Raw genomic sequence first — 22,606 nt, 5'->3', positions numbered from 1 at the left:
TTAAACAAATTATTAATCAGAATTCTGTTGCATTTGCAAGTTGAATTCAGCTAATAAGAAAAATGAAAAGATTAAGTATCATTTTAGGAGCATTATTCCTATGCACCTCCCTGATGGCGACAAACAAAATCACAGGGAAAATCGTCGATGAGAATAACAATCAGAACATCGAGTATGCCAATGTCAGCCTGATGGCTCAGGACTCGACATTCATCACCGGAGTTGCCACAAACAACGACGGCTATTTCTTACTGAAAGAAGTAAACGATGGAGATTATATCTTATATATCTCATGCATCGGATATGAAAACTCCTACCTCTCTATCCATAACCTGCAAGCTAACCTGAATCTGGGAGAGCTGCCCCTGTCGCCCGATAATGTAATGTTGGAAGGAGTTACCGTCACAGCCAGCCCCATCATCAAAAAGACTGACCGGCAAATTATCCTCCCAACCGAAATGCAGACTAAAGCCGCTTCCAACGGAGTTTCCTTACTGAGAAATCTGCAACTGTCGCGCATCCTGGTCAATCCGATAGACAACAGCATCACGGTTCCCGGAGGAGACAATGTACAACTTAGGATGAACGGTGTAGAAGTGACTCAAGCTGAAATCATTGCCATTCGTCCGGCAGATGTGATCCGCATCGAATATATAGACAATCCCGGCGCACGCTACGGAAATGCAGGTGCCGTATTAAACTACATTGTAAAGAGAAGGGAATCGGGAGGAAGTATCTCTGCTGATCTCACCAACGGAGTATCTGATACAGGATACGGCGAGCATAACCTCGCTGCCAAATACCACTTCAACAAGTCTGAATTCAGTACTACCGTATATTGGGGACAGAGAGATCTGAAGTGGACACGCGAAAACTATGAAAGTTTCCACTTCCCGGAGGCTTATCAAGAGAATAGAGAGGTAGGAGAACCTACAAAAGTAAAGTACGATAACCTTAACTTCAACCTCAATTACAGTTACCAGGATCATGACAAGCAACTTCTCAACATTGCTCTCAGAAACCAATACAGTGATACTCCCAGTTCCATGTCGGACAGAATCAGTACATTGTATGAAGGAGATGCCTCCTACTCCATATCCGACCTTTCTGCCTCCAAAGTACTGATCCCCTCTTTGGATATCTATTACCAGAGAAATCTGAAAAACAAACAGACAATCTATGCGGATGTAGTGGCTTCTTATCTGGACAGCAAGAACAAGCGGACTTTTATTCAGAAAGCCCTTAATAATGACAATAACGATACGGATATCTATTCAGAAACCAAAGGTGAGAAGTACTCCGTCATCGGCGAAGGTATCTACGAAAAACAATTCAATACAGGTAAGTTTACCGGAGGTATCAAGCATACACAGGCCTATTTGCAAAATAGATATTCGGGTAATATAGAGAATAAAATCACGATGAATACGGCCGAAACGTACCTATTTGCCGAATATCAATCAAAGATAAAAGCTCTGAACTACACTGTAGGGATTGGAGCCATGAGAACTTATAACAGCCAGGAGCAGTATTCTTCCGAGAAGTATATAGTCAAACCTTCCTTAAGCCTGTCGTACTCTATCAACGGGAAGTGGTTTTTCAGATACAACGGATACGTGTCGGGGTATGCTCCTTCCCTGTCCGACCTGAACAACATTTCGCAAGCAATGGATAAGTACCAGATACGCAAAGGAAATCCCGACTTAAAGTCTGTTACATTCTATGCCAATACACTATCTGCCAGCTGGCAAAGCAAGTATGTATCTGTCGATTTATTTGGAAGATATAGCTATGACAATAAGCCAATTATGGAAAATACCTACTACGAAGACGGGTATTTTATCCGCACTACCGAGAATCATAAAGGTTTCCACCGAATCAATCTGGAAACAGCCATACAGATACGACCTTACAGGGAGTATATCTCTATCAAGTTTACTCCGTTCCTGAACCGCTATATCAGTCACGGCAGCACCTACACGCATACACACACCAATGCAGGACTACGAGGCAGCCTGATGGCAATGTATAAGAATTGGGTACTGATGGCAGAAATGAATACCAGCAACCACATCCTGTGGGGTGAAACGCTGACTAAGGAAGAAAAGCTGCACACCATCATGGCGGGATACAATACGGAGAAATGGAGCTTGTCTGCCGGGGTACTGAACCCGTTCACCAAGAAGTATGAACAGGAAATAGAGAACCTCTCAAAATCGGCTCCCTATCGCCAGTTAGCATATTCCAAGAACTTAAGGCTTCTGTTCATGGTAAACGTATCCTTCAATCTGGACTTTGGAAAGAAGCGCAACAGTCAAGGCAGAAGAATCAATAACAAGGATACTGATACAGGTATTTTGTCCGGAAACAAATAATTGTCTCCCCCAGGAAATGCGGGAACCTGCCCACTAATTGATAATATTCAATTCTTTGATCAGGTTCCCTGCTTTCCCGTACTTCTCAATCATAAACAAAATATAGCGCACATCCACTCCAATGGTACGCTGCATCTTCGGTTCATAAAGAATATCGCTGCTCATAGCCTCCCAATTTCCATCGAAAGCTAATCCGAGAAGTTCACCTTTCGAATTAAACATCGCACTCCCGCTATTTCCACCGGTAATATCATTATTAGAAATAAAGCAAACCTTCATTTCGCCCTTTTCATCGGCATATCTTCCAAAATTACGGGAAGAGAGCAGAGATACCAACTCCGGCTGTACTGCAAAATCAACATCTCCCACATGAGCTTTCACCTTCTCCAGTACACCTTTTGTCGTTGTATAATAATCATATTCCGCTCCGTCAAACGGAGTATATCCACATACTGTCCCAAAACTCAATCGCATGGTGGAATTAGCATCCGGATAGAAATTACGAGATGCATACATCCTACGGATAGCCCCATTCAAAAGGCGTTCTCCACGAATGATTTCCGTAGTAGGTGCCTGCGTCTGCATATTCATATCGAACAACATTGTCAGCATATCAATGCCCAATGAAATAGCCGGATCGTCGAAAATCTGATAGGTAGTGTCCCGTTCAAGAAAACGCTTCAAACCACGAGGAGTAGTCAACTCAGAACTTGCATAAAGGCTATCTACGAAAGCTTTCTCATTACCATCATATTTCTGTGCGATAGTATGGTAGATTTCCGGCAGGAAAGTGGTATCCACTTTTGAGCGATACTCCTTCAGCAGCGCCGTAAATACTTCCTTGTCTATATCCAGATCCAAATTAGAATATTGTTCGATGATATCCTTCAAACCAGCAATAACAGCTTTTTGCTCTCCTTCAAAGTCAAAGTTCAGAATCTTCAGAGCAAGCTGCACCAGTTCCGGTCCATACAGGAAAGACTCGATAAAGTAAGCCTGCGCACGGTTTACCTCCCGGCGGTTCTTATAATTCAGTTCCAAGTCGGTAAACAGTTGAAGAAGCTTCTCACGTTCTTCCGGGTTCTGCTGTATCCACCGACGGATTTCTTGCTCCATTTCACGCTTCTTATCTAGGATTCCCAGCTTACGAATAGCACGGTTAACACCGATACTGTTCTTCCAATAGTTGGAGCTTTCATCATATTTAGAAGCATACTTAATGCGTATGCTGTCTTTACTGTCCATTTCACGCTTCCAGATAGCTTGCTTCACACCACGAATATCAATCTGTGCCTGATTGGAATTATTCATCATTTCCTCGATGCCGAATGAAGAAAGATAACGTTCCGTACTTCCCGGATAGCCTATCGTCATACAGAAAGAGCCTTCCTTATAGCCATCCAGTGAAATCGGTGCCACATATTCCGGGTGATACGGGACATTGTCGGGAGAGTAATCGGCAGGCCTGTTCTTGCGGTCTGCATAAATACGAAACACACAGAAATCTCCTGTATGCCGGGGCCATATCCAATTATCCGTATCCCAACCGAACTTACCGACAGAGGAAGGAGGTGCAAACACCAGCCGCACATCGTTGAAATCGCGGTAAACGGAGAGCCAGAACTCATTGCCTCCATAATAAGCATCTACCACGCCAAGCAAAGTGGAGTCTTTCAGGGATACCTCACCACCTATTACCATCATCATAGAGTCTACCGCACTGGAACGTTCCATTTCGCTCATCGAAGGCTTAACGGCTCCCAACACACGCTTGGTCACATCTTCCGTACGAAGCAGAAAGCGAACGTAAAGCTCCGGATTAGGCAATTCCTCTGCCCGGCTATGGGCTACGAAGCCATTTTTCAGGTAATCATGCTCCACTGATGAATGCTGCTGCACACTGCTGAAACCACAGTGATGATTGGTAAACACCAGCCCGTCTTCCGACACTACCACTCCGGAACAAAATCCTCCGAAACTGACTACCGCATCTTTCAACGACGGCTTCTTCGGATTATATAGTTTATCAGCAGGCATTTGCAGGCCAAGTTCTTTCATAGCCTTACGGGTCTGTTTATTCAGGTTTCCCAGCATCCACATACCTTCGTCCGCCCGTCCCGTCAACGTGAAGAGGCTGCAAGCAACAATCAGTATATACTTTAGCTTCATTCTATTTCGTATTAAATTATTCTGCAATCAGTCTTAATTGTTTCGCTCCCGTACGTGCTTTTAACCATTCGGTAATCTTTTGTTTCTCGTGGGCGTCGGGATGCTTGCCAAACTTCAGTACGGCAAGTGTAATGGTATCTGTCCGTACCGAATCAATCGTCAGTTCTATGGCATGAGAGATAGAAACGGTTTTCACTGATGGATAGAGAACTTTTAGCTCCGGAACAATCGTTTTGCCCAATTCATCGAAAGATTTATATCTTGCCAGGCTCTGTTCCAGCACTGTAATCTTCTTTGTTTGTTCCACCAGTCGTTCTTCACTGTTCTTATAGAAGTCTTCCATCACCATAGCCCGGATAGAAGAAATATCCACAGCTTCGTTATTCATTCCCTGAAGAACAATCAGTTTGGTTTCACCTAACTTATAATCCTTCATCTTGCTACGGGCAATGGCAATCGAAGCCTCAGGAACTTCTTGTCCGATCAGTACCACGCGTATCTCATTGTCCTTGCTGCCATGATAATGGATTTTTTTATCCAATACCTGTGTATTCTCAAAAGAAAGCTGTTCGGCAACAAACCGATTGGCGGCACTCTCATAGAAAGTGCTCTGAATGATCCCTACCGTCAGGTAAACAGCCGGACACATGGTCAGCACGGCAATCAGTATTATGTATTGGCGTACTTTCTTCTCCCGCTTCTTGTCCACAAACTCTTTACGCTGGAAGTGCATCACACGCACTCCGGCAAACGTGGCAAGACTGATAAATACCGAATTAATGAAGTAGAGATAAAATGCTCCAAGGAAATAAACCAGATTCCCCGTTGCCAGCCCGTAACCTGCCGTACAGAGCGGCGGCATCAAAGCAGTGGCAATGGCAACACCAGGAATTACGTTTCCTTTCTCCTTGGTAGACAGGGCAACTACACCGGCAAGACCGCCCATCAATGCGATGAATACGTCATAAATCGTAGGTGAAGTACGTGCCAGAAGCTCCGACTGTCCTTCGGCAACAGGGCTTACAAGAAAGAAGACAGTAGCTGTGGTTACACTGAACAGAGTCGTTATCAGAAAGCTCTTCAGTGAACGTTTCATCAATTCAAAGTCATTCAGACCGACAGAAAGTCCCACCCCCATGATAGGTCCCATCAGTGGAGAAATCAACATGGCACCGATGATTACGGCCGTGGAATTAACATTCAGTCCTAATGATGCCATAAAAATGGCAAAGATCAAAATCCACAGGTTAGCCCCTTTAAACTCTACTCCTTTGCGGATGGAGTCTACTGTTTCCAGCTCATTGTCCTTGTCTTTTCTCAGATCAAGATACTCGCTCAGGAACTTTTTAACGGCAAAAACATTTCGGTTTTGTTCAGATGTTTCCATCATATCATTTACAATTTGACGATTTACAATTTACAATTTGCCATGCGGACTATTCTAATGTCTTATGATACGGTTTAGGATTGGTATTTGATTCAGCGGCAAATCACGCTTCACAACGTAGGCGATAAACAGTATCAGCAGAACTGTACGGTATGCCATACGCAGGTAGATATTGTCTATCGGCACATATTCGGCAGCAAGATAAAGCACAGCAGCAAGAAGCACATACATACCGATTGCCTTCAAATCATACTGTATCGGATATTTCTTCTGACCCACAAAGTAAGAAAGCAACATAGCAACGCCATATCCTGTAAATCCAGCCCAGGCACAAGCAATATAACCATACTTCGGGATCAGAAATATATTCATCAATATCAGGATGGTGCAGCCCGTCAATGAAAAATAAGCCCCCCAACGGGTTTCATCAATCAGCTTGTACCAGAAAGACAGGTTGAAATAAATGCCCATAAAGATTTCCGCTGCCATAACGATGGGTACTACCCGTAATCCGTCCCAATAATCACGCCCGATGATATGGCGCAGAATGTCCAGATAAAACATCACTGCCAGGAAGGCGAGTAAAGTAAAGATGATAAAGAACTTCATAGCCTGAGCATACATCTCACGGCTATCTTTCTCCTTGCTCTTACCAAATACAAAAGGTTCATAAGCAAAGCGGAATGCCTGGGTAAACATAGCCATAATCATGGCAATCTTACTGGCAGCTCCGTAGATACCGAGTTGTACGGTAGCCTCAGCCTCATCGGGATAAACGAAAGGAAAAATAATCTTATCAGCCACCTGATTCAAGATACCTGCCACACCCAATATCACCAATGGCAGGGAGTAACGAAGCATCCGTTTCAATAACTCTCTATCCAGCACATAGGTAAATCCTCTCAGTTCCGGTATCATGCACAACATGACAACAGAGGTACATACCAGATTGAAAAGGAAAGCATAACCTACATCATTCCCTTTCAGAACAACGTAATAGAAAAGATTGAGAGCAATATTGAGAAAGATAAACAGCAACTTCAATGCAGCAAACTTAATGGGACGTTTCTTATAACGCAGATAAGCGAACGGAATACTTTGAATAGCATCCATTGCCACCACAATCATCATCATACCTATATACCAAGGGTGCTCTCCGTATTCTAACCATCCGGCAATAGGTTCTAAAAACAACAATCCCAAAACAACGAATACCACTGAGCCGATACTTACGCTCAACAAGGTGGTGGAATATACCCGCATCGGATCATCTTGCCCTTTATTGGCAAAACGGAAGAATCCCGTTTCCATGCCGCACGTCAGTAATACCAGCATCAATGCCACCCAGGCATATATATTCGTAACCACACCATAACCACCCGATGATGCAGGCAAAGCTATCGTATATACAGGTACCAGCAGATAATTGAGAAAACGTCCTACAATACTACTTACCCCGTAAATAGCTGTCTCTTTTGCTAAACTTTTTAATCCACTCATTTTTATTCGTTATTCATTAAATAACGTACGCTGACTATCGTAAAGACTACGTCCTAAATGTTTATAAGCCAATTCAGTTACTTCACGTCCGCGAGGGGTACGCTTCAGGAAGCCTTCTTTTATCAGGAACGGTTCGTACACCTCTTCTACGGTTCCGGCATCCTCGCCCAATGCCGTAGCAATAGTAGTAAGCCCTACCGGACCGCCCTTGAACTTATCGATAATGGTACAGAGTATCTTATTGTCGATTTCATCGAGACCGTATTTATCAATGTTCAGTGCTTCCAAAGCGAAGTTGGCAATCTCCGTATCAATGCTCCCCGAACCTTTCACCTGTGCAAAATCCCGTACACGACGCAACAACGCATTTGCAATACGCGGCGTTCCACGGCTACGGGAAGCAATCTCTGACGCAGCCCTTGTAGAACAAGGAACATTCAGGATTCCTGCCGAACGGCGGATGATACCGCTCAGCACATCGTCATCGTAATATTCCAAATGCAGATTAATGCCAAAACGGGCACGCAAAGGCGCAGTCAGCAAACCGCTACGGGTAGTAGCTCCCACCAGCGTAAACGGGCTCAGATCAATCTGAATACTCCGTGCAGACGGGCCTTTATCTATCATAATATCAATGCGGTAATCCTCCATTGCGGAATACAGATACTCCTCCACCACCGGAGAAAGACGATGAATTTCATCGATAAACAGCACATCATTCGGTTCCAGACTGGTAAGCACCCCCGCCAAATCGCCCGGCTTATCAAGCACCGGACCGGAAGTTACCTTAAAGCCCACTCCCAGCTCATTCGCAATAATATTGGAAAGTGTCGTTTTACCCAATCCCGGAGGTCCATGCAACAAAACATGATCCAGTGCTTCGCCACGCAGACGAGCCGCTTTAACGAAGATACGCAGATTATCCACCACCTTATCCTGTCCGCTGAAGTCTTCAAAGGATAACGGACGAAGTGCGTTTTCGAAATCGCGCTCCCTACTGGTCAACTGATTATCGCGTATATCAAAATCTTCTCGTTCCATTCTATATTTACTTCTTTTCTTATCTTTTATAAAAAGAATAGAAAACAAAATCAAAACTGACAATCAGCCACTTAAACCTTTTCTTTTTCTATTTCTTTTTTATTTTTTCTTTTTACCACTTATTTCAGTACATAACGTCTATCAGTACGAGCCCCTTCTGTTATCAATTCCACATCCACCATCGAATAAACCATCTTCCTCAACTCCTGTAAATCGACTTCCGGTAACCGACCCGCAATCTCCTAAATCTTACTTTTAGGATGTGCTCTCAAGTCTTCCATGATTAGAGTTCTCAGCACATTGCCGTATTTGTTTACGAAACAAACCATTCGGAAACTCATACGAATAAGTCAACTCAACAGCCTTCTGTTCTATATCAAGAAGCAGCTCTTTAGGATAGTTCTCTGCCAACTCTGCATCATCCATCTGCTTGACATGCTGACGCACACGGGATGATTTACGAATATCATCAATACATATTTTGGTTCTATTGAGCAAAGATAGTACAAACTGATGAACCCTATCTATTTTTTCACTTAATTTCTTTTCTCACTTCATCATTCCGTCATTCTCCGCTTGCTTATGCAGAAAAGGAACCCTACCTCTGAGGCTCACATGCAATCACAAATCATGAAAAAAGACTGCACAAAGAATACTTTCCCATGCAGTCTTTATCCCCAATGAGGCTTATTTTTTTACTTAAAATTCTTGTAGTTCTTGATGCACAGTGACTTCATACCGCAACTTTTTGTTTTCTGCAAAATAACTAATTTATTTTGAGATTTCTATATTTACTCAAACCAATCATTCTTCGTAAACCAAATAAATCTCATTCGTGCTAAAATTAATCTCCCAATTACCTTTCTCACACTGTTCCCATTGATATTGATCTGACATACGATCCCACCAATCCTGAAATTTCCTTCCCGTCTCTCCCAAATCTTTCACCAGTTTTTCATATAACATTTCATTACTACCTGTTACGATTCTGGCCAACTCATTCAACCCATTCCGGCGTTCAAAGAGAACCTGAATCTCAAGCTTCTCTTCTTCTGTCACTGCTCCTATCAATTTTTTCATAATCATATCTCATTACACTTTAATATTTCTTTCTCACATCAAACGGATCCAAATAATCTATTTCCATTATTTCCCTGCCTTGTAAAAAACGCCCCGATTTACGTATCTCCTGCAACAAATCACGCGAAGCATTACGTTCCAGATGGGCAGTCACGCATTGCTCATGTGAAGGGGTGTTTACTTCCAAAGTCATTTTTCTATTCAGCCAAATACAACGCTTGCATTGGTATGCATCACAATGCCTGCATAACGGTGCATGGCTCAGACGATACAACTGAGAATTCCTGATATCAAGCCCATTTTCCAAATCACCAATGGAATAGCCATCACTTGACAGGTAGAAAGCAGGACAAACATAAAATTTCCCATTCGGAGCAAGCGTTATATTCTCCCATCCGGCATTACAATTATTCATACTATCAAGCAACATACGATCAGTCAGCAGGTTGAATTGGGGGATTGTCTCCTCATTACAAAAATCTTTTAACTGAAAAGCCAGTTCAGCCAACACAGACTTATACTTATCAAAGTCAGCCTCTGTAAAAGTATCCACATCAGTCAGTATTATATTCAGGCGAGCGACATGAATCAACATCTCTCCCACTTTCTCATAATGACTGAAAAAATCCTCTTTCTTCGTTCTCAGTACGTAGATCTTATCCCTGTCCATCTTTCGACCTTCCGGATTCTCCCAATAATCCCCAATGATAATGTCCGCTCCAGCGCAACAGGCAACAGGCATAATTTTACAATGCTCCGTCGTTTCTATGATTTCCTCATATTTCTGGGGTAATTTGTAATCAGGATAAACAAACTGAACCATCAGATTCTCTTTCATTGCCAGAAGAATAGCGGCCCGCAAATCCTGCAAACTGATTAGCTTATATTCCGTCTTCGGATTCTCATAATGGCAATAGGGCGTACTGGTGTCATCCAATAAAACAATTAAATATTTCAGCATGGTTCGCCCTCCGATTCCATTTTACGTAAAAGCCTGTTCCAGTAATAATTATTAGCCCTTACCCGTGCCTTGTGCATTTTACAGATAGCTGTAGAACGCTGGTAAATGGTAGAAGTATCGGCAGCATCGTAGTTTTCTCCCTGACACCATGCGCATCCACTTGCCACTTCACAATCTATGCACTCTTGTGTACTTTGCGTACAACGGTCCAATGTCAAGAAAGGCCGCAACTTGTTCTTATCAATGCCATCATGAATATTACCAATAATCCAAGCTTTCTTATTACGAAGGGAGTATTGCGCAAAACGGGTACATGGGTAAAAATTTCCCATTGCATCTACAGCCAGCATCATGCCCGCACCGCACCAATTCTGATTCTGCAACTTACAATCCAACGGTTTCCCTAAATGCTCACCAAAAAAAGAACAAGAATAGTCCCGATAATAACCATTATCAATGATAGCATCCGCCAGCATCAGCAGTTGTTCTTCAAACAGCCTGTCATCTCCTGCTTTCCATACATCTTCAAACACACAGTTAATGTTCACTTCATGAATGCCCAAAGCATAAAGATGAAGAACACTTTCCTTGATATAAGGAATATCGGCACTACTGATGGTCACTTTCGTACTTGCATCAGGAAACTGCGACAACCATAAAGGAATGTTACGCACTACATCTTTATAAGATCCCCGTCCGCTTGCTTTATACACACGGTTCAGGTCGTGCTTCATCTCCGTACCATCAATTGTAATGCCAATACTGAGATGTTCCTTATTTTTTAAGATAAATTGCTGTACCTTTTCTTCATGGTAATTGATGCCATTTGTAGAAAAGCTGAAGCGATAAGCGCCAAACCAATGATGATCTCTTTGGAATTGTTCAACCTTGATATAATCACAAATCTTATCTATCAGGTCTATTTCCAGAAAAGGCTCTCCGCCTATGAAATCCCATACCACAGACTCTTCGGGAAAATCCTCTTCACGTTCTAATACATAGTCAATAGCTTGTTTGGCTACCTCCCAAGGCATCCGCTCTTTCGAGTTTTTACCTACGAGGTAGCAATATTTACAAGCGAGTTGGCAGTCTTTCGTGACAATAAAAGTGATATTCTTTGCCATTCCGGACTTCCAATCTACTTCTTTCTTCTTGATTCCTTTCATTTTTAAAAGATAACGAATACATACTTCAACATTAGTATCGATTGTAACTCCGGCACCCACCCCGGCATCCCGTTTGACATCCAAACATACAAGTACCCTTGCACTGTCCCAAACAGGTTGAAACACATGCACCACGGCAAGTATCCAGGCAACTTTTTGCACAATCATTGGCACAGGCAGCAAAGCAGGAACCAGAGCAACTATTACCACATCCTGAACAAGAAGACTTAGCAGAATCCTCACAACCATCACTGCAACCTTCTTTACAGCCATTGCTGCAAGAAGTGCTACAATCAGAACAAGAAGATTTGGCTGTATTATCACAACCACTGGAACAGCCTTCTTTGCAACCATTTTTGCAACCATCTCCACAACCACCTTTCGATGTCCCTACGCAGCTGTTACTGCAGGTAGAGCCACAGCCACTCTGTGCTGTTCCCATGCAACTGTTATTACACCCTAACGGTTCATCATCCTTGCTGCAACTATTCAATATAGGAGCAATAGCAATAAACCCTAAAAACGGAATTGTTTTCTTGATGGCTACTTTAAAAAACTCTCTGCGTGATATTTCCATAGCTTCTTTTTTATAATAAATCAAGCACTTTTAAATGTTACTCTTTCTATCATTATATGATAACAAACATTAGTTTCCAAATTAGTAATTCGAACATCTGTTGCGGTATTAAAATAATAACTTGCATATGGCCATGAATTTTCAAATAATGCCTTATCTCTCATAAATGTAAAACTTCCAGTTCCATTTTCTAAATATATAGAAGCGGAGAAATCTCCCGTTTTCTTGAAAGCACCTCCACCTATTGCCTCTACTAGATATGTTCCTTTTACTTTTATATCGTAAGTATATGTTAGATAAAGCCGATACCATTGCCTATAGCTAGGAGTGTACTCAACATCTGATTTTTCACTTCTAAAAGATGCTTCACGAACTACTGAAAATTCCTTCCCTACCGTCTGCACCGACACCTCATCATCGTAATACTCTATCTTTGAGCCTACACGGCTGTAAGCCCTTAGATAATAAGTAGTACCCTTAATCAAGTCTGTTAACGATAATCTCAACTTTCCATCACTACCTACACTTGCCGTAGTAACATTATCCGTAATCTTAGGGTTAGGTGACGTTCCGTAACATATATCCACTTTCTTTACCCCACTTGGAGCAACAGATGTAAGTACCGCCTTATCTTCATATATATCTGTAGGTTCAAAATGTGTTTTAATAATCCCTGATGTGGTGAACATCCCTTGATCTCCATAATAATATTCCCCGTCCAATTTAGCATATATACGGACATAATAAGCTGTTTCGGGAGTCAGTTCATTCAGTGTGTATACGATCCCATTCCCCGAAAGAGCAACTTTAGTGGCATCAACCGTCGGCATTGATGAAGTGGAATAACAAATACCAACCTCATCCATTTGCAAACCATACGTCGTAATTGTTCCTGAGATCTGTGCCGAAGATGAAGAAATAGAAGAAATTTGAGGTACTGAAATTTCCACGGTCACTGCCGTAGTAAACATAGCCTGGTCGCCATACTTAGCCGCACCATCCACAACAGCATATATGCGGACATAATAAGTAGTATTTGCTTCCAGCTTGGTTAAGGTGTAAGAAATATCCTCGCCGGACAAAACAACCTTCTTGTCATTGACAGTGGGAGATTGGGAAGTAGAGTAACAAATACCGGCTTCCGTAACTTTAACGCCCGAAGCCTTGATTGCTCCCTCCACAAGAGCCGAAACAGAAGTTATATCCGACACTTCCGGTTTAGAAATTTCCACTCCTCTATTAACGATTGTAATCTGACAGGAGGCCGTTTTATCACCATCATTCGTAGTCGCTTCAATAGTAACTTTTCCCTCGGCTATAGCGGTCACCTTACCGGTAGCATCCACCGATGCTATTTTACTATCTCCCGAACTCCATGTTACAGCTTTGTTTGTCGCATTCTCCGGTGTCACAACAGCTTCAAGTATCAAGTCATCCCCCACCACCATAGTAGACTCTGTAGGTTTAATCGACACTCCCGTCACCCTGACAACTTTGTCCACTACCGTTACTTTACAAGTCGCTGTTTTCTTGCCGGTAAGTGCCGTTACGGTAATAACAGCCTCTCCGGGTATTACCGCTGTTACCATTCCAGTCTCATCCACCGTTGCAACACCGGGGATGCTACTGGCCCACACATGTCCTTTATCAGGTGTCTCAGCCGGAGTAAAAGAAGCTATCAACCTTTCAGTTTTGCCTTTCTCTAATGTTAACTCACTCTTGTTCAGTGCAATGTCCGGAATCACAACATTCTCTTTACTATCCTCTTTACTACAGCTACCAGCCAACGGCAGCATAAGTAAGAAGCCCAATATTACCCAAATGAACTTTGATTTACCGGTTAATTTTTCTCTCTTCAGCATAATCCATATAGATTAAGCCTATAGACTTCCCCTGATTCAGCAATACACAAAAAAAGACGTGGGAGTCTGTACTTTCACTTATCCCAGTCTCAGGCTCTCGCATGCCCATCTATAAGGATAAGCAACGCAGCTAGCCCACGCCAAGATGAATATACAGAACACCACGCCAAGCGCAATGTTTGGACAAAACACCTCAAGTGGACGTTCCCGTTGCCGTATCTTCTTATAGATTTCAAATTTGCGAGATTTGAGACTAGAAGATAACGTTCGTAAACGTCTTTCTATTACAATAATAAAAACCTCCCCCTAACCCACCGGCTAGCTGAGATTGTGACAAAGTTAAGAGGTTTCAGTGTACATGCCAAATTATTCAGGATGTTTTTAATGCCATTTTTTTACCGTATAGTATCCGTTTAGGTCCTCATAGCCATCCGGATAACCATAAAAAAGAAATATCCGGGCCGTACCTACTCCCTACTTACTCCTTACCTACTCCCTACCTACTCCTTCTTATTATATAGGGAGAAGGTAAGACGTAACCCTGTCTGATACCGGTAATATTTATGCCGAAACACCGCATCACATACATTCTCTCCGTATATTCATGAATTCTTGAAAACAAACTCCACAAATCAAAAGAAAAAGAAAAAGTTTATTCATACCTTTGCGATGCAGCACCCCTTCAAGAGCAATGCATGAAGAATAAGAAAAGCCACATCCAGACTTCTCTCTCCCTTCACAAACAACGAAATATAAATAACTAAAAATTAAACCATCATGGGAAAAATTAAAAAAGGAGTTTTCGGCGAATTCACAGGAAAAGTAGGAAATCTGGTAGGATGTACATGGAAAGGGATACCTTATATGCGTACCCGTCCTGCCAACATGACCAACCCACGCACCGAAAAGCAACAGGGACAACGGAGCAAATTTCAGGTGGCACTCAACTTCCTCAGAACAATTACTCCCTTTCTACGCATCGGATACCGGGAATTCGCAGAAAGACAGACTGCTTTCAACGCTGCCATGTCCTATGTGATGAAAAATGCCCTCGCAGACAGTGAGCAGGGATTAGAAATTGACTATAACAAAGTGTTGGTGTCACACGGAAGCCTGACACAAGCATCCGATACAACAGTAAGCACCGAAGGCAGCAAAGCCCTCTTTACCTGGAAGGATAATAGCGGACAGGGGAATGCAATGGCTACAGACGCAGCCATGCTATTAGTGTACAACCAAGAGAAGGCCTTGGCTGTTTATGATACATCAGCAGCTATGCGCTCGGATGGCAACGCCGAACTGGAACTTCCTAAAGACTGGAAAAACGATACTTTGATTGCCTACCTGGGCTTTTGCAGCACAAACGATAAAAGTGTGGCCAACAGTATATGTCAGCCTATTACCGTTGCATAAATTGTTTTCGTTCTTCTTCCGGAAATTTTTCTATCGCATAGCGCAACATCGTGCGGGGCATCAGTTTACAATGCTTTTCAAGGAACTGCACCAATAAGTCCTTGTCCCGCTTCCCCATTTCCCGCAACATCCAGCCTACAGCCTTTCGCATCAGGTCATGACGAGTATGCAAAAAGTGTTCAGAAAGAGCAATAATATCGATGAAATCGTCGTTTTTAATTAGTGTATAGGTGGAGACCACTGCTATGCGCTGATCCCAAAGTAAATCGCTATCGGCCAAACGATAGAGGACATCACGAGGCTTATCTTTCAGATATTCGCCCACAATACCTGGAGCCGAAAGGTCAACCAAATCCCAGTTATTGATGCGGGCAGTCTGTGTCAGATAAAAGTTGAATATTTCTTTTTTGTCCTTTTCATCGCACTTTTTAAAGCGTTCTACCAACATCAGCAAGGCACACAGGCGGCATTCATGCCATTCACTTTGCAGCAATTCTACCATTACCTCGAACGGTGCATCCTTATGACGCTTCGCCACAATACGAGTGTTAGGAACTACGATACCCAGAAATTTATCGCCTTCTCCGTATTGTCCCTTTCCGGTTTTGAAGAAATTAGGAAGGTATTCCCGCTTCACAGGATCAATGTATTGCTCCAGTTCTTGCTGGATTTCCTTTGCTGTCTGCATTTTCTTTAATTTAGTAGAGCACAAAAATACCGTTTTTCATTTTATTCTTCACATTGACACACAGAAAATAAAGCGGGTACCTTGGGTATATTCTTTATCTATAATCAGAAAACCTCCCAACCTTTCTGCAACGATACGGCAGATAGATAAGCCCAGCCCTGCTCCCTGACTAAAGTTATCCAGCTTAACGAAGCGTTCAAATACACGTTCTTGCTCGTCAATGGGAATGCCTATTCCGGTATCCGTAACCGTAAAAATCAATTGATTCGTCTCTTTTTTTACTTCATAAGCCAATGTAACAGAACCTTCATGAGTAAATTTCGATGCATTACTCAACAGGTTATCAAGCACCTGTACTATATAGTTATAATTACTATTTATGATCAGTTCATCGCAAGCCGGTTTAAAAACAAGTTTTGTATCCGGAGAAAATAAAGTCCCTGCCGCATCTATTGAGGCTTGGCAACAAGCATTGACATCAACTGCATTGTGCTTAATTTCAACCTCACTATCAAGAATAGAAATGTCAAGAATATCACCTACCAACTTTAACAACAACTTACTATTACTTTCTATCAATGCCACATATTGCCCGATGTCTTCTTTATCGTCAAGCATATCGACTAATACTCCGGAGAATCCGACAATGGAGTTCAGGGGAGTACGAATTTCATGGGACATATTCTGAATAAACATTGTTTTCAGCCAATTACTCTGTTCTGCAACTTCCTTGGCCTTGCGCAATTCTTCTTTGGCTTCAATCAATATACGATTCTTTTCATCCAACTTATCCCTTGATTTTTCTAATTTGGCATTGAGTTTTCTCTGTTGCCACAAGAAGACAATAACGACACACAAAATTCCGATAACAGAGAAAAGAATGATACGGGTATTTTGAAGTTGCTTCTCTTGGGAAATCTTTTCCAACCGTCCCTTTTCAGCAGTAAGTTGTTGCAGATTCAGCATAGTAGCAAATTCACCGGTAGCAACTTCTTCGTTCCTTTCTTTCTCCTTCTTCTGTTCCAAGAGAAAGTCACGGTATAATCCGGCAGCCTCTTCTTTACGGTTCATATCCCAAAGAATATCCGCCTTCGTTTTTCTCAGCTGCATCAAAGTGGCTAAATTATTTTTCCTCTTTAACTCAGTTTCCCGCTCATCCAGTACGTTAAGAGCTTTCTGGAAATTGCCGACTTTCCAGTCATAATCAATTTCCACATCATACAAATAGTGTATATGGCGTTTCAAAGAAGGCTCATCCGCATACATTTGCCTACATTTCTCTAATGCCTGACGGGCAGCCACCGTATCTCCCTGCGCAAGATAAAGTGATACATAAACCAAGTTTGCCGTCACTTCATGATAGGGAGACTTGACTGCCTTAAGTGCTTTTTTAAGTAATTCGGGAGCTTTTTCTTCCTCACCCAGATCAATGTATATTTTTGCGGCATCACTGTACTGACAAGATATATTATATCTTACGACATCGGTATTCTCAAAAATATCTATCTCCTTAAGCATGAATTCCTGAGATTTTTTCATTAAACCTTTCGCCGCATAGACATTGGCTAATGCATAATAACACTCAGCAATACTTTCTTGCTTTCCCTCCTTTTTTGCCTCCTGCAACATCTTTTCCGCTTCAAGAAGAGCAATATTATATTCTCCCTGTATGATATAATAATTAACCAGTCTGGCAGCCCATGCCCAATAATAAAGTTCAGCGTTCCCAACACTCCGGGCAAATCTCTTTAAACGATTGACTCCAGCTATGACACTATCTGTACGATTCTCACCTTGACCATAATAATAATAGTCTAACTTAGCTCCCAAAGCTATTTTAGACATTACTGTATCATTGCATCTGATTGCCATATCCAGCAGTGTATCCGATGCCGTCAGCACTATGGGATCAGTCGGATCACTAAAATGCTTTTTATAGTAAGCATGCATATTTTTGATATGGGTAGAATCCACCGTTTGGGCAAAGACAGTTCCTAAAACCAATTGCAGAAAAACACAGGCAAGAATCGTTTTTTTCATCATAATCTATTTGTCTGTTGTATATTATAGGATGATAAAGATATATCTTATACATGAAATAAAATATCACCTTATCCTGCAAAGTATAGAAATTGACTATTTTTATCCTTTCATTGTATATAATAAACATTTTTTATACATAAAAAGCAAGCTAGTGGATTATGATTCACTTTCATAATATCTATAAACAAGCTGTATTAAAAGAAACTCCGCTTATTATCAATAATTTACAATTGACAATAAACGGAGTCTTTATTATACTAAACGAATAAATTATTTCTGCGTCACTCCTTTCCAATCATCTGTACGGAAAGGTGAAGCCGGAAGGCCAGCACCATTATATAAATTACAAACCGGATTATCGGCCCATGCATAGCGAACAGCAACGGGATATAATACCTCCGGAGAACTTACCACAATCTTATCACCTTGTATTTCTGCTTTTGCCCAGTGGAATTTATGATCACGTCCGGCAATAGAAAAACCTTGTAATGCTTTTCCGTCACCACTCTTTAAGCCACCTTCAGTATGGTCGAAAGAAAGGATGATCTTATCTCCATCTACCTCATAGGAGTGGTACATAGGGCCTGAATAAGGTATTTGCTCTCCATAGGTCTTGGCACGGGCTATCAATGCCAAACGATGACCAACTGCCTGTTTATCCTTGGGGTGAATATCATTTGCTTCGCCTTTATCTATGATTACCGCCATACCTGTATTTGCCACAGACAATGTACGGGTTTGTGCTTCGCGAAGTTCCGCCCAATCAGAATCAACCGGTTCCGGAGATACAGGTTTAAAATTGGCTAACTGTACAAAGTAGAACGGCAAATCCTTGCCCCAATCTTTACGCCAGTTCTCAATGACTAACGGGAAAAGTTCACGGTATTGGTAAGCACGTGAAGCGTTGTTTTCTCCCTGATACCAGATAGCTCCACGAATACCGTAAGGCACTAATGGGTGGATCATCGCATTATACAAAGATGTCGGCAGATTAGGATTCTCGGACATGTCTTTGGGAGGCATTCCCTCTTTACGGGCATCAGCCGCCACTTGATATTTCCACTCTCCTGCAAGGCTAATTTGCTCTCCATTGGCAGAACGAAGATAAAGATCGTTCGGCATGCCGCAACCACCGCCTGTATCTACAATACGAATGGCAAGACTCAGTTGTCCGGCTTTGACTAATTTACCGGGAACGGTATAATTACGCTGAATAGTATAACCAGTAGTGCGTCCTACTTCCTGACCATTCCAATACGTTATATCATTATCATCGATAGTTCCTAATATCAATTGAACCTTTTTACCTGCCCAGGATGCAGGAATATCAACGGTCCGGCGGAGCCAGATTAGTCCGTCAAAGCCATTAAGCCCCTGCTCCTCCACCATACCGGGAAATTTCATTTTTGCCCAGTTACTATCATCCAAAGAAACTTCTGCCCGTACCGGTTTCCCGGCAGCAAAACCTTCATCCACACGATTATTCCAAGCTTCCAGAGTTTTCAGATATTCCGCTTTCATCGCAGTTTTATCAGGCATGGCACGAACTTCCTCTACTACATTGCTAAAGTCCGGCATCTCTTGCAGCACTTTCCCACTTATCCAGGATTCTACATTTGTTCCTCCCCAGGAAGTATGAATCAGTCCCACAGGCACATTCTGCTTTTCAGAGATTTCACGACCAAAGAAATAGGCAGTAGCCGAGAAATTAGGAATAGTTTGCGGCGAACATACTTGCCAGCCATTATCACGGACTTTGATATCGGACTCCGGTTGGGTACTCGTCACATGTTCTACATGTAATAAACGGATATTAGGGTAATCAGCTGCAGAAACCTCTTTCTTATAGTCCATAATCTTTCCCCAACCTTCCAGAGGCATTTCCATATTGGATTGTCCGGAACATATCCAGACTTCACCAATCATTACGTTCTTTAATACCAGTTTCTGGCCGTCGGTCAGCGTAAGTTCATAGGGTCCACCCGCTTCGGGGGTGCGGACAGAAAGTTTCCATTTACCCTCTTTGTCAGCCTGTGTCTCATACGTCTTTCCATCCCAGGAAGTTGTTACTTTCACCGTTTTCATCGGCTTAGCTTCACCCCATATAGGAGCATCTGCCTGCTGCTGCAGTACCATATTATCCGAGAACATCGGTGGCAATACAACCTTGGCAGAGATTGTACCGGATAACATCAGCAAAGCAGCAAATAAAATACATTTGTTTCTCATATTATTTAATTATTGATTTAAACAGAGGCATTGCAAACAGCCGCATTATAACACACAACCGCTCCAATGTCAGAAAGCAAAGATAAGTAGAATTTCATATTTGAAATAGCGTTATTGCCCTAATAAATGCAATAATCTTTCCATTTATCATGCTGAATGGAAAGATATTCCTACTTTTGCATAGAAATCAACGCGTTATTTTATGGTTTTAAATTACATTTGGGTAGCATTCTTTGTAATTGCTTTCATTGTGGCACTCATCAAACTTCTGTTTATGGGCAACACTGAAATTTTTACGGAGCTTGTCAACTCTACATTTACTTCCTCAAAAACGGCTTTCGAAATATCTTTGGGACTGACTGGTATTCTTTCACTCTGGTTGGGCATTATGAAGATTGGAGAACAAAGCGGTATGATTAATGCATTATCCCGCTGGTTAAGCCCTGTTTTCTGCCGCCTCTTCCCCGAAATACCGAAAGGACATCCTGCTATGGGTTCTATCTTTATGAACCTGTCAGCCAATATGCTGGGGCTCGATAATGCTGCTACCCCGATGGGATTGAAAGCTATGAAAGAACTTCAAGAACTGAACCCCCGGAAGGATACGGCGACTAATCCGATGGTTATGTTCCTGGTGCTCAATACTTCCGGATTGATACTAATCCCAATCAGTATTATGATGTATCGCGCACAAATGGGTGCTACACAACCTACTGATATATTTATCCCAATATTGATAACATCTGCTATCTCCACTCTTGTAGGAGTAATTGCGGTCAGTATCGCACAACGCATTAACCTTATCAATAAGCCTATTCTTATCCTCATTGGTTGTATCAGCCTTTTCTTCGCCGGATTGATTTACTTGTTTATGCGACTCGGTCGGGAAGAAATCGGTACATACTCCACATTGATTGCCAATATCATTCTGTTCAGTATCATCCTACTCTTCATTGTATGGGGATTATGGAAGAAAATAAATGTGTATGACGCTTTTGTGGAAGGCGCCAAAGAAGGATTTACCACTGCCGTTCGCATCATTCCCTATTTGGTAGCATTCCTGGTGGGTATTGCCGTATTCCGAACTTCCGGTGCAATGGACATGTTAGTAAGCGACATCGGCTATGTAGTGGGATTGTTCGGCGTAGATACCAGCTTTGTAGGTGCTTTGCCAACTGCTCTGATGAAATCGCTGAGTGGTAGTGGAGCCAACGGATTAATGATCGATACCATGAAAGAATATGGTGCGGACTCTTTTGTAGGACGTATGAGTTGTGTAGCCCGTGGTGCCTCAGACACTACGTTTTATATTCTGGCAGTTTATTTCGGTAGTGTGGGTATCACCAAAACACGCAATGCTGTCACCTGCGGACTAATAGCGGACTTGGCAGGTATCCTTGCCGCCATCATCATCAGTTACATATTCTTCTTTTGATTTTTAATTCTTAATTCTTAATTGATATGGTTTCTTATCAGACAGACGGTGTAGAAATACCCGCCATCAAAAAAAGCAAGACAACGGAATGGATTAAGGCCGTTGCCGCAACTTATGAAAAAAGAGTCGGTGAAATCGCCTATATTTTCTGTTCCGATGAAAAGATACTTGAAGTAAACCGTCAATATCTGCAACATGACTATTACACCGATATTATCACTTTCGACTATTGTGAAGGCAATCGTCTTAGTGGAGATTTATTTATTAGCCTTGATACGGTACGCACAAATGCGGAGCAGTTCGGCAGCGATTACGAAACAGAACTGCACCGCGTTATTATTCATGGCATATTGCACCTATGCGGGATTAACGATAAAGGTCCTGGAGAACGTGAAATAATGGAAGAAGCAGAAAACAAGGCTCTGGCTATGCGATAAAGACAGTAAAAACAGAACGCTTGTGTTCCATCTGCACAACACTTGTGTTACACAAACAGAACACAAGCGTTGTATAGATGAAACACTTGTGTGGCTCAAAGGCTCTGTCAGCTACTTTGCCAAGTACTTCTCGGCACGTCCCGGAGAGAAGAGTTCCCACAGGGAAGCCACCGTCCAGCCCGGAGCGAATATATCATTGTAATATCCCTTACCATTACGACCGTAATCCCAGTTCGTGTGTTG

17 protein-coding genes are annotated in these 22,606 nt (G+C 42.2%); 5 read left to right on the top strand and 12 right to left on the bottom strand.

Going from position 1 to position 22,606, the window contains the following annotated elements; translation table 11 throughout:
- Positions 1-62 precede the first annotated feature (62 nt).
- The gene (locus DW182_RS21615) at positions 63-2,375 is read left to right on the top strand and encodes a TonB-dependent receptor (RefSeq protein WP_118296794.1); all 2,313 of its coding nucleotides are present in this window, start codon (positions 63-65) and stop codon (positions 2,373-2,375) included.
- Positions 2,376-2,408: 33 nt separating this feature from the next.
- Here the strand turns inward: DW182_RS21615 and DW182_RS21610 are convergent, their stop codons facing one another.
- The 8 genes from DW182_RS21610 to DW182_RS21575 all read right to left on the bottom strand — a co-directional run bounded on the left by DW182_RS21610 (position 2,409) and on the right by DW182_RS21575 (position 11,679).
- On the bottom strand, positions 2,409-4,544 hold the full coding sequence (locus DW182_RS21610) for a S46 family peptidase (RefSeq protein ID WP_007661367.1): 2,136 nt from the start codon (positions 4,542-4,544) through the stop codon (positions 2,409-2,411).
- 16 nt (positions 4,545-4,560) lie between these two features.
- Positions 4,561-5,931 carry a TIGR00341 family protein gene (locus DW182_RS21605; RefSeq protein ID WP_118296796.1) on the bottom strand — a complete coding sequence of 457 codons (1,371 nt, stop codon included), beginning with the start codon at positions 5,929-5,931 and terminating at the stop codon, positions 4,561-4,563.
- Positions 5,932-5,985: 54 nt separating this feature from the next.
- Entirely contained in the window at positions 5,986-7,431 is a 1,446-nt protein-coding gene (locus DW182_RS21600) for a lipopolysaccharide biosynthesis protein (protein WP_007661364.1), read from the bottom strand.
- A gap of 9 nt (positions 7,432-7,440) precedes the next feature.
- Positions 7,441-8,472 carry a Holliday junction branch migration DNA helicase RuvB gene (ruvB, locus tag DW182_RS21595; RefSeq protein ID WP_007661363.1) on the bottom strand — a complete coding sequence of 344 codons (1,032 nt, stop codon included), beginning with the start codon at positions 8,470-8,472 and terminating at the stop codon, positions 7,441-7,443.
- Between the two features lie 255 nt (positions 8,473-8,727).
- Positions 8,728-8,919: a hypothetical protein gene (locus tag DW182_RS22650; RefSeq protein ID WP_227100603.1), complete on the bottom strand. Its 192-nt coding sequence runs from the start codon at positions 8,917-8,919 to the stop codon at positions 8,728-8,730.
- A gap of 357 nt (positions 8,920-9,276) precedes the next feature.
- Positions 9,277-9,552, bottom strand: coding sequence for a CXXX repeat peptide modification system protein (locus DW182_RS21585; protein WP_044154899.1), 276 nt, complete (start codon positions 9,550-9,552; stop codon positions 9,277-9,279).
- A gap of 19 nt (positions 9,553-9,571) precedes the next feature.
- Positions 9,572-10,513 (bottom strand): CXXX repeat peptide maturase, encoded by a 942-nt coding sequence (locus DW182_RS21580; protein WP_118296792.1) that lies wholly within the window; start codon positions 10,511-10,513, stop codon positions 9,572-9,574.
- Entirely contained in the window at positions 10,507-11,679 is a 1,173-nt protein-coding gene (locus DW182_RS21575; RefSeq protein WP_044154897.1) for a radical SAM peptide maturase, CXXX-repeat target family, read from the bottom strand. Before DW182_RS21575 ends, DW182_RS21580 begins: the two co-directional genes overlap by 7 nt.
- A 167-nt stretch (positions 11,680-11,846) precedes the next feature.
- On the opposite strand from DW182_RS21575, the gene DW182_RS22350 reads away from it, so the two are divergent.
- Complete coding sequence (locus DW182_RS22350) at positions 11,847-12,272, top strand: hypothetical protein (RefSeq protein WP_149960856.1); 426 nt, start codon at positions 11,847-11,849, stop codon at positions 12,270-12,272.
- Positions 12,273-12,276: 4 nt separating this feature from the next.
- On the opposite strand, the gene DW182_RS21570 is transcribed toward DW182_RS22350, so the two are convergent.
- Positions 12,277-14,118 (bottom strand): Ig-like domain-containing protein, encoded by a 1,842-nt coding sequence (locus tag DW182_RS21570; protein ID WP_118216232.1) that lies wholly within the window; start codon positions 14,116-14,118, stop codon positions 12,277-12,279.
- Positions 14,119-14,895: 777 nt separating this feature from the next.
- Between DW182_RS21570 and DW182_RS21565 the strand changes: the two genes are divergently transcribed.
- Entirely contained in the window at positions 14,896-15,531 is a 636-nt protein-coding gene (locus DW182_RS21565) for a DUF6266 family protein (RefSeq protein ID WP_118216233.1), read from the top strand.
- On the opposite strand, the gene DW182_RS21560 is transcribed toward DW182_RS21565, so the two are convergent.
- The 3 genes from DW182_RS21560 to DW182_RS21550 form a co-directional block, all read right to left on the bottom strand.
- Complete coding sequence (locus DW182_RS21560; RefSeq protein ID WP_007661356.1) at positions 15,518-16,219, bottom strand: DNA alkylation repair protein; 702 nt, start codon at positions 16,217-16,219, stop codon at positions 15,518-15,520. The two genes, DW182_RS21565 and DW182_RS21560, sit on opposite strands and share 14 nt — an antisense overlap.
- 48 nt (positions 16,220-16,267) lie before the next feature.
- Positions 16,268-18,262, bottom strand: a complete 1,995-nt coding sequence (locus DW182_RS21555) for an ATP-binding protein (protein ID WP_118296790.1) — start codon at positions 18,260-18,262, stop codon at positions 16,268-16,270.
- Between the two features lie 270 nt (positions 18,263-18,532).
- Positions 18,533-20,491 carry a sialate O-acetylesterase gene (locus DW182_RS21550; RefSeq protein WP_118296788.1) on the bottom strand — a complete coding sequence of 653 codons (1,959 nt, stop codon included), beginning with the start codon at positions 20,489-20,491 and terminating at the stop codon, positions 18,533-18,535.
- 202 nt (positions 20,492-20,693) lie between these two features.
- Between DW182_RS21550 and DW182_RS21545 the strand changes: the two genes are divergently transcribed.
- A complete protein-coding gene (locus tag DW182_RS21545) occupies positions 20,694-21,926 on the top strand; it encodes a nucleoside recognition domain-containing protein (protein WP_118296786.1) in 1,233 nt (410 codons plus the stop codon).
- 26 nt (positions 21,927-21,952) lie between these two features.
- Positions 21,953-22,363 (top strand): rRNA maturation RNase YbeY, encoded by a 411-nt coding sequence (gene ybeY / locus DW182_RS21540; RefSeq protein ID WP_118296784.1) that lies wholly within the window; start codon positions 21,953-21,955, stop codon positions 22,361-22,363.
- The last annotated feature ends 243 nt before the right edge of the window (positions 22,364-22,606 follow it).

Source organism: Bacteroides sp. AM16-24 (assembly GCF_003471885.1).
In the GTDB taxonomy this organism is placed as follows: Bacteria; Bacteroidota; Bacteroidia; order Bacteroidales; family Bacteroidaceae; genus Bacteroides.
The sequence above is the reverse complement of the archived record's forward strand: the minus strand, read 5'-3'. Positions and strand labels throughout refer to the sequence as shown.